Origin of the sequence: Pantoea osteomyelitidis (assembly GCF_044342975.1) — a bacterium.
In the GTDB taxonomy this organism is placed as follows: Bacteria; Pseudomonadota; Gammaproteobacteria; order Enterobacterales; family Enterobacteriaceae; genus Pantoea; species Pantoea osteomyelitidis.
On the sequence record NZ_JBGFSN010000003.1, the window covers coordinates 539,739 to 553,016 of the forward strand.

The 13,278-nt window shown below is 55.4% G+C and carries 13 protein-coding genes; all 13 read left to right on the top strand.

Features of this window, described 5'->3' with window-relative positions; translation table 11 throughout:
• Positions 1-70 precede the first annotated feature (70 nt).
• The 13 genes from pyrH to rnhB all read left to right on the top strand — a co-directional run bounded on the left by pyrH (position 71) and on the right by rnhB (position 13,266).
• Positions 71-796: a UMP kinase gene (pyrH, locus tag ABU178_RS04700; RefSeq protein WP_397212449.1), complete on the top strand. Its 726-nt coding sequence runs from the start codon at positions 71-73 to the stop codon at positions 794-796.
• 143 nt (positions 797-939) lie between these two features.
• Positions 940-1,497, top strand: coding sequence for a ribosome recycling factor (gene frr, locus ABU178_RS04705; RefSeq protein WP_397212451.1), 558 nt, complete (start codon positions 940-942; stop codon positions 1,495-1,497).
• Positions 1,498-1,635: 138 nt separating this feature from the next.
• Entirely contained in the window at positions 1,636-2,838 is a 1,203-nt protein-coding gene (gene ispC / locus ABU178_RS04710) for a 1-deoxy-D-xylulose-5-phosphate reductoisomerase (protein WP_397212453.1), read from the top strand.
• 165 nt (positions 2,839-3,003) lie between these two features.
• Positions 3,004-3,756 carry a (2E,6E)-farnesyl-diphosphate-specific ditrans,polycis-undecaprenyl-diphosphate synthase gene (ispU, locus tag ABU178_RS04715; protein WP_397212455.1) on the top strand — a complete coding sequence of 251 codons (753 nt, stop codon included), beginning with the start codon at positions 3,004-3,006 and terminating at the stop codon, positions 3,754-3,756.
• A gap of 18 nt (positions 3,757-3,774) precedes the next feature.
• On the top strand, positions 3,775-4,632 hold the full coding sequence (gene cdsA / locus ABU178_RS04720; protein WP_397212457.1) for a phosphatidate cytidylyltransferase: 858 nt from the start codon (positions 3,775-3,777) through the stop codon (positions 4,630-4,632).
• Between the two features lie 13 nt (positions 4,633-4,645).
• Complete coding sequence (gene rseP / locus ABU178_RS04725) at positions 4,646-5,995, top strand: sigma E protease regulator RseP (RefSeq protein WP_397212459.1); 1,350 nt, start codon at positions 4,646-4,648, stop codon at positions 5,993-5,995.
• Between the two features lie 51 nt (positions 5,996-6,046).
• Positions 6,047-8,452, top strand: coding sequence for an outer membrane protein assembly factor BamA (gene bamA, locus ABU178_RS04730; RefSeq protein WP_397212461.1), 2,406 nt, complete (start codon positions 6,047-6,049; stop codon positions 8,450-8,452).
• Positions 8,453-8,567: 115 nt separating this feature from the next.
• The gene (gene skp / locus ABU178_RS04735; RefSeq protein WP_397212463.1) at positions 8,568-9,065 is read left to right on the top strand and encodes a molecular chaperone Skp; all 498 of its coding nucleotides are present in this window, start codon (positions 8,568-8,570) and stop codon (positions 9,063-9,065) included.
• Positions 9,066-9,068: 3 nt separating this feature from the next.
• A complete protein-coding gene (gene lpxD / locus ABU178_RS04740) occupies positions 9,069-10,094 on the top strand; it encodes a UDP-3-O-(3-hydroxymyristoyl)glucosamine N-acyltransferase (protein WP_397212465.1) in 1,026 nt (341 codons plus the stop codon).
• Between the two features lie 153 nt (positions 10,095-10,247).
• A complete protein-coding gene (fabZ, locus tag ABU178_RS04745) occupies positions 10,248-10,703 on the top strand; it encodes a 3-hydroxyacyl-ACP dehydratase FabZ (RefSeq protein WP_007893924.1) in 456 nt (151 codons plus the stop codon).
• A gap of 3 nt (positions 10,704-10,706) precedes the next feature.
• On the top strand, positions 10,707-11,495 hold the full coding sequence (gene lpxA, locus ABU178_RS04750) for an acyl-ACP--UDP-N-acetylglucosamine O-acyltransferase (protein WP_397212467.1): 789 nt from the start codon (positions 10,707-10,709) through the stop codon (positions 11,493-11,495).
• A gap of 3 nt (positions 11,496-11,498) precedes the next feature.
• Positions 11,499-12,647, top strand: a complete 1,149-nt coding sequence (gene lpxB, locus ABU178_RS04755) for a lipid-A-disaccharide synthase (RefSeq protein ID WP_397212468.1) — start codon at positions 11,499-11,501, stop codon at positions 12,645-12,647.
• Positions 12,640-13,266, top strand: a complete 627-nt coding sequence (gene rnhB, locus ABU178_RS04760) for a ribonuclease HII (protein WP_397212470.1) — start codon at positions 12,640-12,642, stop codon at positions 13,264-13,266. Before lpxB ends, rnhB begins: the two co-directional genes overlap by 8 nt.
• Positions 13,267-13,278 lie beyond the last annotated feature (12 nt).

Here is a 13,278-nt window from a genome sequence, read left to right on the forward strand (position 1 = left end):
ATCTGGCACTAAGCGGATGATCGATCAGATTTAACTTTTCACTCATCACATCTTCCAGGAAGAAATGACCATGGCGACCAACGCAAAACCTGTTTATCAACGTATCCTGCTGAAACTGAGTGGCGAAGCCCTGCAAGGCGCCGAAGGTTTTGGTATCGACGCGAGCGTGCTTGACCGCATGGCGCAAGAGGTGAAAGAGCTGGTCGAATTAGGTATCCAGGTTGGTGTGGTCATTGGCGGCGGTAACCTGTTTCGCGGCGCGGGTCTGGCGCAGGCGGGCATGAACCGCGTAGTGGGCGACCATATGGGCATGCTGGCGACCGTAATGAACGGCCTGGCGATGCGCGATGCGCTGCACCGTGCCTACGTCAATGCGCGCTTGATGTCCGCCATTCCGCTTAACGGCGTGTGCGATAACTACAGCTGGGCTGAGGCGATCAGCCTGCTGCGTAACAACCGCGTAGTGATCTTCTCTGCCGGTACCGGCAACCCATTCTTTACCACCGACTCAGCGGCCTGTCTGCGCGGCATTGAGATCGAAGCGGACGTAGTGCTGAAAGCGACCAAAGTCGACGGCGTTTACTCTGCCGATCCGGTAAAAAACCCGGATGCCACGCTCTATGAGCAGTTAAGCTATCAGGATGTGCTTGAACGCGAACTGAAAGTGATGGATCTGGCCGCCTTTACCCTGGCGCGCGACCATCAGCTGCCCATTCGCGTGTTCAATATGAACAAACCTGGCGCACTGCGTCGCGTGGTGATGGGTGAAAAAGAAGGCACCCTGATTACGCATTAATACCCGACGCGGCATAAAATAGGGTATATTCTGTCTGCGCGGCGGCAAGCTGCTGCGCACCATTCAGGATTATCGATGATTATCGACACCGTTTCCGGTGCTGCCGGAAGTGGCCAGGTCAAACCGAATCCAAGGGTTTCAACGTGATTAACGACATCAAAAAAGATGCTGAGACGCGCATGGATAAATGCGTTGAAGCGTTCAAAAACACCATCAGTAAAGTACGCACCGGTCGTGCTTCTCCTTCGCTGCTTGACGGCATCGTTGTGGAATATTACGGCGCGCCGACGCCGCTGCGTCAGCTGGCCAGCGTCACCGTAGAAGATTCTCGCACGCTGAAAATCAACGTGTTCGACCGTTCCCTGGGACCGGCTGTAGAGAAAGCGATCATGGCTTCCGATCTCGGCCTGAACCCCAGCTCAGCAGGCAGCGACATCCGCGTTCCTTTGCCGGCGCTGACCGAAGAGCGTCGTAAAGATCTGATCAAAGTCGTGCGTGGCGAAGCTGAACAGGGCCGCGTCGCTGTGCGCAACGTCCGTCGCGACGCGAACGATAAAATCAAAGCGCTGCTGAAAGACAAAGCCATTGGCGAAGATGAAGAGCGCCGCGCGCAGGATGAAGTACAGAAAATGACAGATGTGCACATCAAAAAAGTGGATGCTGCCCTGGCTGATAAAGAAACGGAACTGATGGATTTCTAATCCCATCACCGTCTGAAAAACGCCGTACAGAGAGGTATTCTTTTGGAATGCGTTATCTTGCGGCGTTTTATATTTTGACCTGTTCCTGGCGCGCATCCCTCTTTACGCGCATGTTTACGACTTCACACGGATAGCCTTATGAAGCGATTAACCCTGCTGGGTTCTACTGGTTCAATTGGTGTCAGCACGCTGGCGGTGATACGCGAAAATCCCGAGCAGTATCAGGTTACGGCGCTGGTCGCGGGCCAGAACGCCATGTTAATGGCGGAGCAGTGCGCGCATTTCCGGCCGCGCTATGCCGCGATGGCGGATGAGGCGTCGGCGGCGACGCTGCGTGAGCGACTGAGAGCACTCAAGGTGGATACTGAAGTGCTCTCCGGCGTTCAGGCCGCGTGCGAACTGGCCGCGCTGGATGAGGTGGATCAGGTGATGGCCGCGATTGTCGGCGCGTCCGGATTGCTGCCGACGCTGGCCGCTATCCGCGCCGGTAAAACCGTTTTGCTGGCCAATAAAGAATCGCTTGTCACGTGCGGCCGTTTGTTTATGGAGGCGGTGCGCGATCACCATGCGCAATTGCTGCCGGTCGACAGCGAGCACAACGCCATTTTTCAGAGTTTACCCGCTTCCATCCAGCATCAGTTAGGTTACGCTGACCTGCGGAAAAACGGCATTGAGTCGATTATCCTCACGGGATCGGGTGGTCCTTTTCGTGACGCGCCTCTCGGCTATCTGGCGGCAATGACCCCGGAACAAGCCTGTGCGCATCCGAACTGGTCGATGGGGCGTAAAATCTCCGTAGATTCGGCCACCATGATGAATAAAGGTCTTGAATACATTGAAGCCCGTTGGTTGTTTAACGCCAGCGACGCGCAGATGGAAGTGATACTGCATCCGCAATCGGTTATTCACTCCATGGTGCGCTATTGCGACGGCAGCGTTCTCGCCCAGCTGGGTTCGCCAGATATGCGAACGCCTATTGCGCACAGCATGGCCTGGCCAGCGCGCGTTCCGGCTGGCGTGACGCCGCTTGATTTTACGCGCATGGGCGCGTTGACGTTCGCAGAACCTGACTTTGCCCGCTATCCTTGCCTGAAGCTGGCGATCGACGCCTGTGCCGCAGGGCAGGCGGCCACAACCACGTTGAACGCCGCTAATGAAGTCGCCGTGGCGGCCTTTCTGAATCAGCAAATCCGCTTTACGGATATTGCCGCCGTGAATACGGCTGTGCTTTCATCGCTTTACTGTGCGGAGCCGGAAAGTGTCGAAGCGGTGATGGATATCGATCAGCAAGCGCGTGCGGCGGCGACAGGCATGTTGTCGCGCTTCACGTTGCCGGTCTGATCGCGCCCTGCTATTTGTTCGATTCAGGCGGAAATGGTATAGTCGCTCGCGTTTAACGGTCTGGCACCGAATTCGGTGCAACCCGGCTCTTCAGGCCGGGATTTTACCGGGCGCAATGTATTCAGAAACCACAGCATTTCTGATTAAAGGAATTGATTACGCGTTATGTCGTCTAACAATCACAACAAAACCGATGACCAACACGGAACCGGGCCGCGCCATGTGGCCATCATTATGGATGGCAATGGCCGTTGGGCAAAGAATCAGGGAAAGCTGCGTATTTCCGGCCATAAAGCGGGCGTGAAATCGGTGCGTCGCGCCGTCAGCTTTGCGGTAAGCCATCATCTTGACGCGCTGACGCTTTATGCGTTCAGCAGCGAAAACTGGAGCCGTCCGGCGCAGGAGGTGACGGCGCTGATGGAGTTGTTTGTCTGGGCGCTCGACAGTGAAGTAAAAAGCCTGCATAAACACAATGTGCGATTACGCGTGATTGGCGATACCAGCCGCTTCAGCGCCCGAATTCAGGAGCGTATTCGTCGCGCAGAGGAACTGACTCAGCAAAATAGTCGACTGACGCTCAACATTGCCGCCAATTATGGCGGCCGTTGGGATATTATCCAGGGAGCCAGAAAACTGGCTGAACAGGTGCAGGAAGGTTTATTGCGTCCTGACCAGATAACCGAAGAAAGCCTGGCTTCGCAGCTCTGTCTGCAGGAGCTGGCGCCGGTGGATTTAGTGATAAGGACCGGGGGAGAGCATCGGATTAGCAACTTCCTGCTGTGGCAGGTCGCCTATGCTGAGTTTTATTTTACCGATGTTCTCTGGCCTGATTTTGATGAACACGTTTTTGAAGGTGCACTGAATGCTTTCTCTCTGCGGGAGCGTCGCTATGGCGGCGCTGCACCAGGCGGCGCCTGAGCAACCTGGGGGTAACCTTTGCTGAAGTCTCGTCTGATTACCGCGTTGATTTTGATTCCGCTGGTGATTGCTGCGCTGTTCTGGTTACCGCCCGTTGGCTTTGCGATTACAACTATCATTATCTGTATGCTTGCCGCCTGGGAATGGGGGCAGCTGGCGGGCATGGCGTCCCGTCCGCAACGCATTTGGCTGGCCGTGCTCTGCGGCCTGCTGCTCGCCCTCATGCTTTTTACGCTGCCGCCCTATCAACACGATGTTCATCTGCCGCAAATCGCTACGTCGCTTTGGGCGTCGCTCTGCTGGTGGATCGCCGCGCTGTTGCTGGTGCTCTTTTACCCGGCCTCAGCGGCGTTGTGGCGTAATTCACGTCCGCTGAAATTGCTGTTTGGTATTCTGACGATTATCCCGTTTTTCTGGGGCATGATGGCGCTGCGTCAGTACCATTATGAAACCGATCACTTTGCCGGCTCATGGTGGCTGCTGTTCGTGATGCTGCTGGTTTGGGGCGCAGATTCCGGCGCTTATATGTTCGGCCGGCTGTTCGGCAAACATAAGCTGGCGCCGAAAGTCTCGCCTGGTAAAACCTGGGAAGGCTTTTTAGGCGGCCTGGTCTCCTCGGCGATTATCGCCTGGCTTTTCGCGCTGCTGGCGCCGCTTTCAGTGGCAACCGGCACGTTGGTTGTCTGCGCCGTGATTGCCGCACTGGCCTCGGTGCTGGGCGACCTGACGGAAAGTATGTTCAAACGTGAAGCCGGTATTAAAGACAGCGGTAATTTGATCCCTGGTCACGGCGGCATCCTCGATCGTATCGATAGCCTCACCGCTGCCGTTCCGGTGTTTGCCTGCCTGCTGCTGCTGGTGTTCCGCACCCTCTGAGGACACGCGAAAGATGTTGAACATACTCTGGAGTTTCTTCGCGTTTATCGTCGCGCTCGGCGTGCTGATCACCGTTCATGAATTTGGTCATTTTTGGGTTGCCCGCCGCTGCGGCGTCAAAGTAGAGCGCTTCTCCATCGGTTTCGGCAAAGCGCTCTGGCGCCGTCGCGACCGTCAGGGCACCGAATATGTCATCGCGCTTATTCCTCTTGGCGGCTATGTCAAAATGCTGGACGAACGCGTCGAAAGCGTCCCGGCAGAGCTGCGTCATCAGGCCTTCAACAACAAAGCCATCTGGCAACGCGCCGCTATTATCGCGGCCGGTCCTGTTGCTAACTTCATTTTTGCCGTGTTTGCTTACTGGGCCGTTTTTATCCATGGCGTGCCGGGCGTGCGCCCGGTGGTTGGCGAAATTCTGAACGGTTCGGTCGCTGCCGAGGGGCAAATTGCGCCTGGCATGGAACTTAAAGCTGTAGATGGTATCGAAACGCCTGATTGGGATGCGGTGCGCATGGCGCTGATCGGCAAAATCGGCGACAGCGAAACCACGATGACGGTTTCCCGCTTTGGGGAAAACGCGACCCAGCAGAAGCGGCTCGATCTGCGCCAATGGCAGTTTGAGCCGGACAAGCAGGATCCGGTTATCGCGTTGGGCATCCGCCCGCGCGGCCCGCAGATTGAAACGACGCTGGATAACGTGCAGGCAAATTCACCTGCCAGCGCAGCCGGTTTGCAAGCCGGCGACAGGATCGTTAAAGTCGATGGTCAGCCTTTAACGCAATGGCAGGCGTTTGTGGTTCAGGTGCGGGACAATCCCGGCAAAGAGATGGCCCTTGAGGTAGAACGCAAGGGTGAGATGATTCAGCTTACGCTGACGCCTGAAGCGAGGCAGGGCAGTGCGGCGGAAGGGTTCGCCGGAGTAATACCGCGCGTAATACCGCTGCCGGATGAGTATAAAACGTTAAAACAGTATGGGCCTTTTGAGGCGATCGGCGTGGCCAGCGTGAAAACCTGGCAACTGATGAAACTGACGGTCTCTATGCTGGGCAAGTTAGTAACCGGTGACGTTAAGTTGAATAACCTGAGCGGGCCAATTTCGATTGCGCAAGGTGCAGGCATGTCAGCGGAATATGGGTTGATTTACTATCTGATGTTTCTGGCGTTGATTAGCGTCAATCTGGGCATCATCAACCTGTTTCCTCTGCCGGTTTTAGATGGTGGGCATCTGCTTTTTCTGGCGATCGAAAAGATCAAAGGAGGACCGGTGTCCGAGCGAGTTCAGGACTTCAGTTATCGCATTGGCTCGATTCTGCTGGTGTTGTTAATGGGGCTTGCACTTTTCAATGATTTCTCACGTCTGTGATAGCTGGAACGCTGGCTGACGAGGGATGTGTTAGGAAAACGCATAATAACGATGGCGATGAAAAAGTTGCTCATAGCGTCGCTGCTGTTTAGCAGCGCCACCGTTTACGGTGCAGACGATTTCGTGGTGAAAGACATTCATTTCGAAGGGTTGCAGCGAGTCGCCGTCGGCGCGGCTCTGCTGAGTATGCCGGTACGTGTTGGCGATAAGGTGGATGATGACGACATCAGAAATACCATTCGCTCTCTGTTTGCGACCGGTAACTTTGAAGATGTGCAGGTCCTGCGCGACGGTGAAACCCTGATTGTTCAGGTGAAAGAGCGTCCCACGATTGCCAGCATCACTTTCTCCGGCAACAAAGCGGTGAAAGAGGAACAGCTGAAGCAGAACCTCGAAGCCTCAGGCGTGCGCGTCGGCGAAGCGCTTGACCGCACCACCATCTCTTCCATTGAGAAAGGGCTGGAAGATTTCTACTACAGCGTAGGTAAATATACCGCCAGCGTTAAAGCCGTTGTGACGCCGCTGCCGCGTAACCGTGTCGACCTGAAATTGGTTTTCACGGAAGGCGTATCGGCGAAAATCCAGCAGATCAATATCGTCGGCAACAAAGCCTTCAGCTCTGATGAGCTGATTTCCCGCTTCCAGCTGCGTGATGAAGTGCCATGGTGGAACGTGGTCGGCGATCGCAAATACCAGAAACAAAAACTGGCTGGCGATCTGGAAACGCTGCGCAGCTTCTATCTCGATCGCGGCTATGCCCGTTTCAACATCGATTCCACGCAGGTCAGCCTGACGCCAGATAAAAAAGGCATCTACATCACGGTGAACATCACCGAAGGCGATCAGTACAAGATTGCCGGCGTGATTGTGAACGGCAGCATGGCAGGCCACTCGGCGGAAATTGAACATCTGACCAAAATCCCTGCTGGCGAGCTGTACAACGGCACCAAAGTCACGCAGATGGAAGATGAGATTAAAAAGCTGCTGGGACGCTATGGCTATGCCTATCCGCGTGTCGCCACGCAGCCGGAAATCAATGACGCCGACAAGACGGTGAAGCTGCATATCAACGTGGATGCTGGCAACCGTTATTACGTGCGTAAAGTTCGCTTCGAAGGCAACGACACCTCGAAAGATTCCGTGCTGCGCCGTGAAATGCGTCAGATGGAAGGCGCCTGGCTGGGCAGCGATTTGGTGGATCAGGGCAAAGAGCGCCTGAACCGCACCGGCTATTTCGAAACCGTGGATGTAGATACCCAGCGCGTGCCCGGCTCGCCTGATCAGGTCGATGTGGTCTATAAGGTTAAAGAGCGCAACACCGGTACCTTCAACTTCGGCGTAGGCTTCGGTACGGAAAGCGGCGTCAGCTTCCAGGTCGGCGTGACCCAGGATAACTGGCTGGGTACGGGTAACACCGTGAGTATCAGCGGTACCAAGAACGATTATCAGACCTATGCTGAATTCGCGCTGACCGATCCTTACTTCACCGTTGACGGCGTCAGCCTCGGTGGTCGTATCTTCTATAACGACTTTAAAGCCGATGATGCGGATCTTTCCGACTACACCAATAAAAGTTACGGTACGGAAGGCACGCTTGGCTTCCCGATTAACGAGAATAACACCCTGCGCGTTGGTTTAGGCTACGTGCATAACGATCTGTCTGACATGCAGCCGCAGATCGCGATGTGGCGTTATCTCAATTCGGTCGGCAAACCGCAGCAGCTGAATAACGATGGCGATTTCTCTGCTGACGATTTCACCTTCAACTACGGCTGGACTTACAACACGCTGGACCGCGGTTTCTTCCCGACCTCGGGTAACCGTACCAACCTGAACGGTAAAATTACCATTCCAGGCTCGGACAACGAGTTCTATAAAGTGACGCTGGATTCGCAGCAGTATGTGCCGCTGAACAAGGATCGCACCTGGGTGATGTTGGGACGTGGCCGCGTCGGTTACGGTGATGGTCTGGGCGGCAAAGAGATGCCGTTCTATGAGAACTTTTACGCCGGTGGTTCGAGCACGGTGCGTGGTTTCCGCTCCAATACCATTGGTCCGAAAGCGGCATACTACAACGACAACTCGTCTGACTGCTCCGGCAGTAATGCGATCTGTTCATCGAGCGATGCGGTGGGCGGGAACGCCATGGCAGTGGCCAGTCTGGAGCTGATCACGCCGACGCCGTTCCTGAGCGAAAAATATGCCAACTCGGTGCGGACCTCCCTGTTCGTTGATGGCGGTACCGTATGGGATACCAAGTGGGAAAATACCGCAGAAACGCGCGCGGCAGGCGTGCCTGACTACAGCGATCCGAGTAATTTCCGCGTCTCCAGCGGCATTGCACTGCAGTGGATGTCGCCGCTTGGCCCGCTGGTCTTCTCCTATGCGCAGCCGATCAAGAAATATGATGGAGATAAGGCAGAACAGTTCCAGTTTAACATCGGTAAAACCTGGTAAGGTTCTGGGCAGGGAAGCGTAAGCAAAGTATTGCGCCGGGACGGAGCGTTCAGCGATCCGTCTTATGTGCAAAAACTGTGTCGCAGACACAAACGTTGATGGTAAGGAGTTTATAGTGAAAAAGTTGTTGTGTGCCGCAGGTCTGGGTCTCGCTTTAGCGGTCTCCGCGGGCGTTCAGGCTGCTGATAAAATTGCAGTGGTAAACGTGTCCAGCATTTTCCAACAGTTACCGCAGCGTGCGACCGTTGCTAAACAGCTGGAGAACGAGTTCAAAGGCCGTGCGACCGATCTGCAAAGCCAGGAACGCGATCTGCAAACCAAAATGCAGCGTCTGCAGCGCGATGCTTCTACCATGAAGGCCAGCGAGCGCAGCCGTATGGAAAAAGACATTATGTCGCAGCGTGAAGCTTTCTCCTCTAAAGCCCAGGCTTTCGAGCAGGACAACCGTCGTCGTCAGACGGAAGAGCGTAACAAACTGCTGAGCCGCATTCAGGACGCCGTGAAGAAAGTGGCTGCCGATGAGGGATATGACGTGGTGATCGACGCCAACGCCGTGGCTTACGCAGCAAACGCGAAAGACATTACTGCAGACGTGCTGAAACAGGTTAAATAATCAATGTCATCTATTCGACTGGCTGATTTAGCCCAGCAGTTGGATGCAGAATTGCACGGAGATGGCGAGATCGCCATCTCCGGCATTGCTTCTATGCAATCCTCCCAGGCAGGCCAGATCACATTTCTTGCCAACAGCCGCTACCGCGAGCAGCTCGCCCAGTGTCAGGCATCGGCCGTGGTGCTGACGGAAGCGGATCTGGAGTGGTGTCATTCGGCCGCGCTGGTAGTGAAAAACCCCTATCTGACCTATGCGCGCATGGCGCAGATTCTGGATACTACCCCACAGCCTGCGCAAAACATCGCGCCGAGCGCGGTGATCGATCCCGGCGCAAAATTGGGTAATAACGTCTCGATAGGCGCAAATGCGGTGATCGAGTCCGGCGTGGAGCTGGGCGATAACGTGATTATCGGCGCCGGCTGCTTTATTGGTAAGCAGACGCGTATCGGCCAGGGCACACGCCTGTGGGCCAACGTCACGATTTATCATGAAATTGAGATTGGTCAGGATTGTCTGATTCAATCCGGCACCGTTATCGGGGCAGATGGCTTCGGTTACGCCAACGATCGCGGCAACTGGGTGAAAATCCCGCAGTTAGGCGCGGTAATTATTGGCGATCGCGTTGAAATTGGCGCCTGTACCACCATCGATCGCGGTGCGCTGGATAACACTCTGATCGGCAATGGTGTTATCATAGACAACCAGTGTCAAATCGCACACAACGTGGTGATTGGTGATAATACGGCCGTTGCTGGCGGTGTGATCATGGCGGGTAGCCTCAGGATTGGTCGTTATTGTATGATTGGCGGCGCCAGCGTCATTAACGGCCATATGGAAATTTGTGACAAGGTGACCGTGACCGGAATGGGAATGGTGATGCGCCCAATCACAGAACCTGGGGTATACTCTTCGGGCATTCCGCTGCAACCCAACAAAACCTGGCGTAAAACTGCAGCGCTGGTGATGAATATTGATGACATAAGCAAACGCTTAAAAGCCATCGAACGTAAAGTCGGCAAGGACGACTGAACGCATCCCGAGACTGAACCGGCTTTCATAAAAAAATGCTAAGCAGGGAAAGCCAGGTGCCAACGAACCGATTTGCGGCCTGCAGAAGATCGTTTTGATCGATGCAGGCCGTGTTATTGATGCCATCAGATTTTTTAGGACAGGAAGAGTATTTTGACTACTGAAACGCATACTCTGAAGATTGAAGAGATTTTAGAACTTTTGCCGCACCGCTACCCGTTTTTGCTGGTTGACCGCGTGCTGGATTTTGAAGAGCACAAATATCTGCGTGCGGTGAAGAATGTTTCGGTAAACGAACCGTTTTTCCAGGGACATTTCCCTGGTAAACCGATTTTCCCGGGCGTTCTGATTCTGGAAGCGATGGCGCAGGCAACAGGCATTCTGGCGTTTAAAAGCGTAGGAAAGCTCGAGCCGGGCGAACTGTACTATTTCGCCGGTATCGACGAAGCCCGTTTCAAGCGTCCGGTTGTACCGGGCGATCAGATGATTATGGAAGTGACATTTGAAAAAACCCGTCGCGGGCTGACGCGCTTTAAAGGCGTAGCAACCGTTGACGGCAAAATTGTCTGCGAAGCAACCATGATGTGTGCCCGTAGCCGGGAGGCATAATTAGTGATTGATCAAACCGCCAACATCCATCCCAGTTCTGTTATTGAAGAAGGGGCCATTATTGGCCCTAACGTGCACATTGGCCCGTTTTGCTTTATTGGTGCCAACGTCGAGATCGGTGAAGGAACGGTATTGAAGTCGCACGTGGTGGTGAATGGCCACACGCGTATCGGCAAAGATAACCAGATTTACCAGTTCGCTTCTATTGGTGAAGTGAATCAGGATCTGAAATACGCGGGCGAACCGACGCGTGTCGAGATTGGCGATCGTAACCGCATCCGCGAAAGCGTCACCATCCATCGCGGAACCTCTCAGGGCGGCGGCGTGACCACTGTCGGCAGTGATAATCTGCTGATGATTAATGCCCATATCGCGCATGACTGCGTAGTGGGTAACCGCTGTATTTTCGCCAACAACGCCACGCTGGGTGGACATGTTACCGTTGACGATTTCGCCATTATTGGCGGCATGACGGCGGTGCATCAGTGGTGCATTATCGGTGCGCACGTAATGGTTGGCGGCTGCTCCGGCGTCGCGCAGGACGTACCGCCCTATGTGATTGCTCAAGGCAACCACGCCACGCCGTTCGGTATCAACATCGAAGGGTTGAAGCGTCGCGGCTTCAGTAAAGAGGCGCTGCACGCCATTCGCAACGCGTATAAACTGCTCTACCGCAGCGGAAGAACCCTCGATGACGTGAAGCCGGAAATCGAAGCGCTGGCCCAACAGCACAGCGAAGTCAAGCCGTTCTACGATTTCTTCGCCCGTTCTACCCGCGGAATCATTCGTTAACAGATGTCAGCGCGTCCCTTAACGATTGCCCTGGTCGCCGGAGAAACCTCCGGCGATATTCTTGGTGCCGGTCTCATTCGTGCTCTGAAAGCCAACTATCCCGATGCGCATTTTGTGGGCGTTGCGGGTCCGCTTATGCAGGCTGAAGGGTGCGAAGCCTGGTATGAGATGGAAGAGCTGGCGGTGATGGGCGTGGTGGAAGTGGTGGAGCGTTTGCCGCGCCTGCTGAAAATCCGCCGCGATCTTACGCAGCGTTTCATTAGACTAAAACCCGACGTATTTGTCGGTATCGACGCGCCCGACTTCAACATCACGCTGGAAGGTCGTCTGAAGCGCGCCGGTATCCGCACTATCCATTATGTCAGCCCGTCAGTCTGGGCATGGCGACAAAAGCGCGTTTTTAAAATTGGCCGTAACACCGATCTGGTATTGGCCTTTCTGCCTTTTGAAAAAGCATTTTACGATCGCTTCGACGTTCCCTGCCGCTTTATCGGCCATACAATGGCGGATGCCATGCCGTTGCAGCCGGATAAGCTGGCCGCACGGCACGAGCTGGGGATTGCCGCCGATGCGCTGTGTCTGGCGTTGCTGCCTGGCAGCCGAAATGCGGAAGTCGAGATGCTAAGCGCCGATTTCCTCAAAACCGCTCAACTGCTGCACGTGCGTTATCCAGCGCTGGAGATTGTGGTGCCGCTGGTGAACGCCAAACGGCGCGCGCAGTTTGAGCGCATCAAAGCCGAAGTGGCCCCTGAACTGCCGATGCACCTGCTGGATGGCCAAGGCCGCGCGGCGATGATTGCCAGTGATGCGGCATTGCTGGCATCCGGCACCGCCGCGCTGGAATGTATGCTGGCGAAATGTCCGATGGTGGTGGGGTATCGCATGAAGCCCTTCACCTTCTGGCTGGCGAAGCGGCTGGTGAAAACACCTTACGTCTCGCTGCCGAATCTGCTGGCAGGCCGTGAAATCGTCAGAGAACTGTTGCAGGAAGAGTGTCAGCCTGAGGCGCTGGCGGCTGCGCTTGAGCCGCTGCTGCATGCAGGTCCGGCGCGCGATACGCTGTTGACTACCTTCCATCAGTTACATGAGCAAATCCGCTGGAACGCCGATGAACAGGCGGCCCAGGCGGTACTGGAGTTAGCCCGTGGCTGAATTTATCTATCCTGATGCCCGCCTGATCGCAGGCGTGGACGAAGTAGGGCGCGGACCGCTGGTCGGCGCCGTGGTCACTGCCGCGGTGATCCTCGATCCGGCGAATCCGATTAGCGGCCTGGCCGATTCGAAAAAGCTGTCGGAAAAGCGCCGTCTGGCGCTGTATGACGAAATCACCGTGAAGGCGCTGGCCTGGAGTCTGGGACGCGCCGAACCGGAAGAGATCGACCAGCTTAATATTCTGCATGCCACCATGCTGGCGATGCAGCGTGCGGTAGCGGGCCTGGCTATTCTGCCGGACTATGTGCTGATTGACGGCAATCGCTGTCCGGCGCTGCCAATGCCCGCACAGGCGGTAGTAAAAGGCGACAGTCTGGTAGCGGAAATCAGCGCGGCCTCAATTCTGGCGAAGGTCACGCGCGATCGGGAGATGGCTGAGCTGGATCGCCTGTTTCCCGACTATGGCTTTGCCCAACATAAAGGTTATCCTACCGCCCTGCATCTGCAAAAACTGACGCAGCACGGCGCAACGCCACATCATCGTCGCAGCTTTGCGCCGGTGCGCAATAGCCTGATCGATGCCGACGTTCTGGTCGCCCGCCAGCCCGCTGCGCTTTAATAGCCTGACGCT

Bases quoted from the DNA above. Each gene is read 5' to 3' on its own strand.
- pyrH (WP_397212449.1), top strand. From the start codon at position 71: ATGGCGACCAACGCAAAACCTGTTTATCAACGTATCCTGCTGAAACTG.
- ispC (WP_397212453.1), top strand. From the start codon at position 1,636: ATGAAGCGATTAACCCTGCTGGGTTCTACTGGTTCAATTGGTGTCAGC.
- ispU (WP_397212455.1), top strand. From the start codon at position 3,004: ATGTCGTCTAACAATCACAACAAAACCGATGACCAACACGGAACCGGG.
- rseP (WP_397212459.1), top strand. From the start codon at position 4,646: ATGTTGAACATACTCTGGAGTTTCTTCGCGTTTATCGTCGCGCTCGGC.
- bamA (WP_397212461.1), top strand. From the start codon at position 6,047: ATGGCGATGAAAAAGTTGCTCATAGCGTCGCTGCTGTTTAGCAGCGCC.
- lpxD (WP_397212465.1), top strand. From the start codon at position 9,069: ATGTCATCTATTCGACTGGCTGATTTAGCCCAGCAGTTGGATGCAGAA.
- lpxB (WP_397212468.1), top strand. From the start codon at position 11,499: ATGTCAGCGCGTCCCTTAACGATTGCCCTGGTCGCCGGAGAAACCTCC.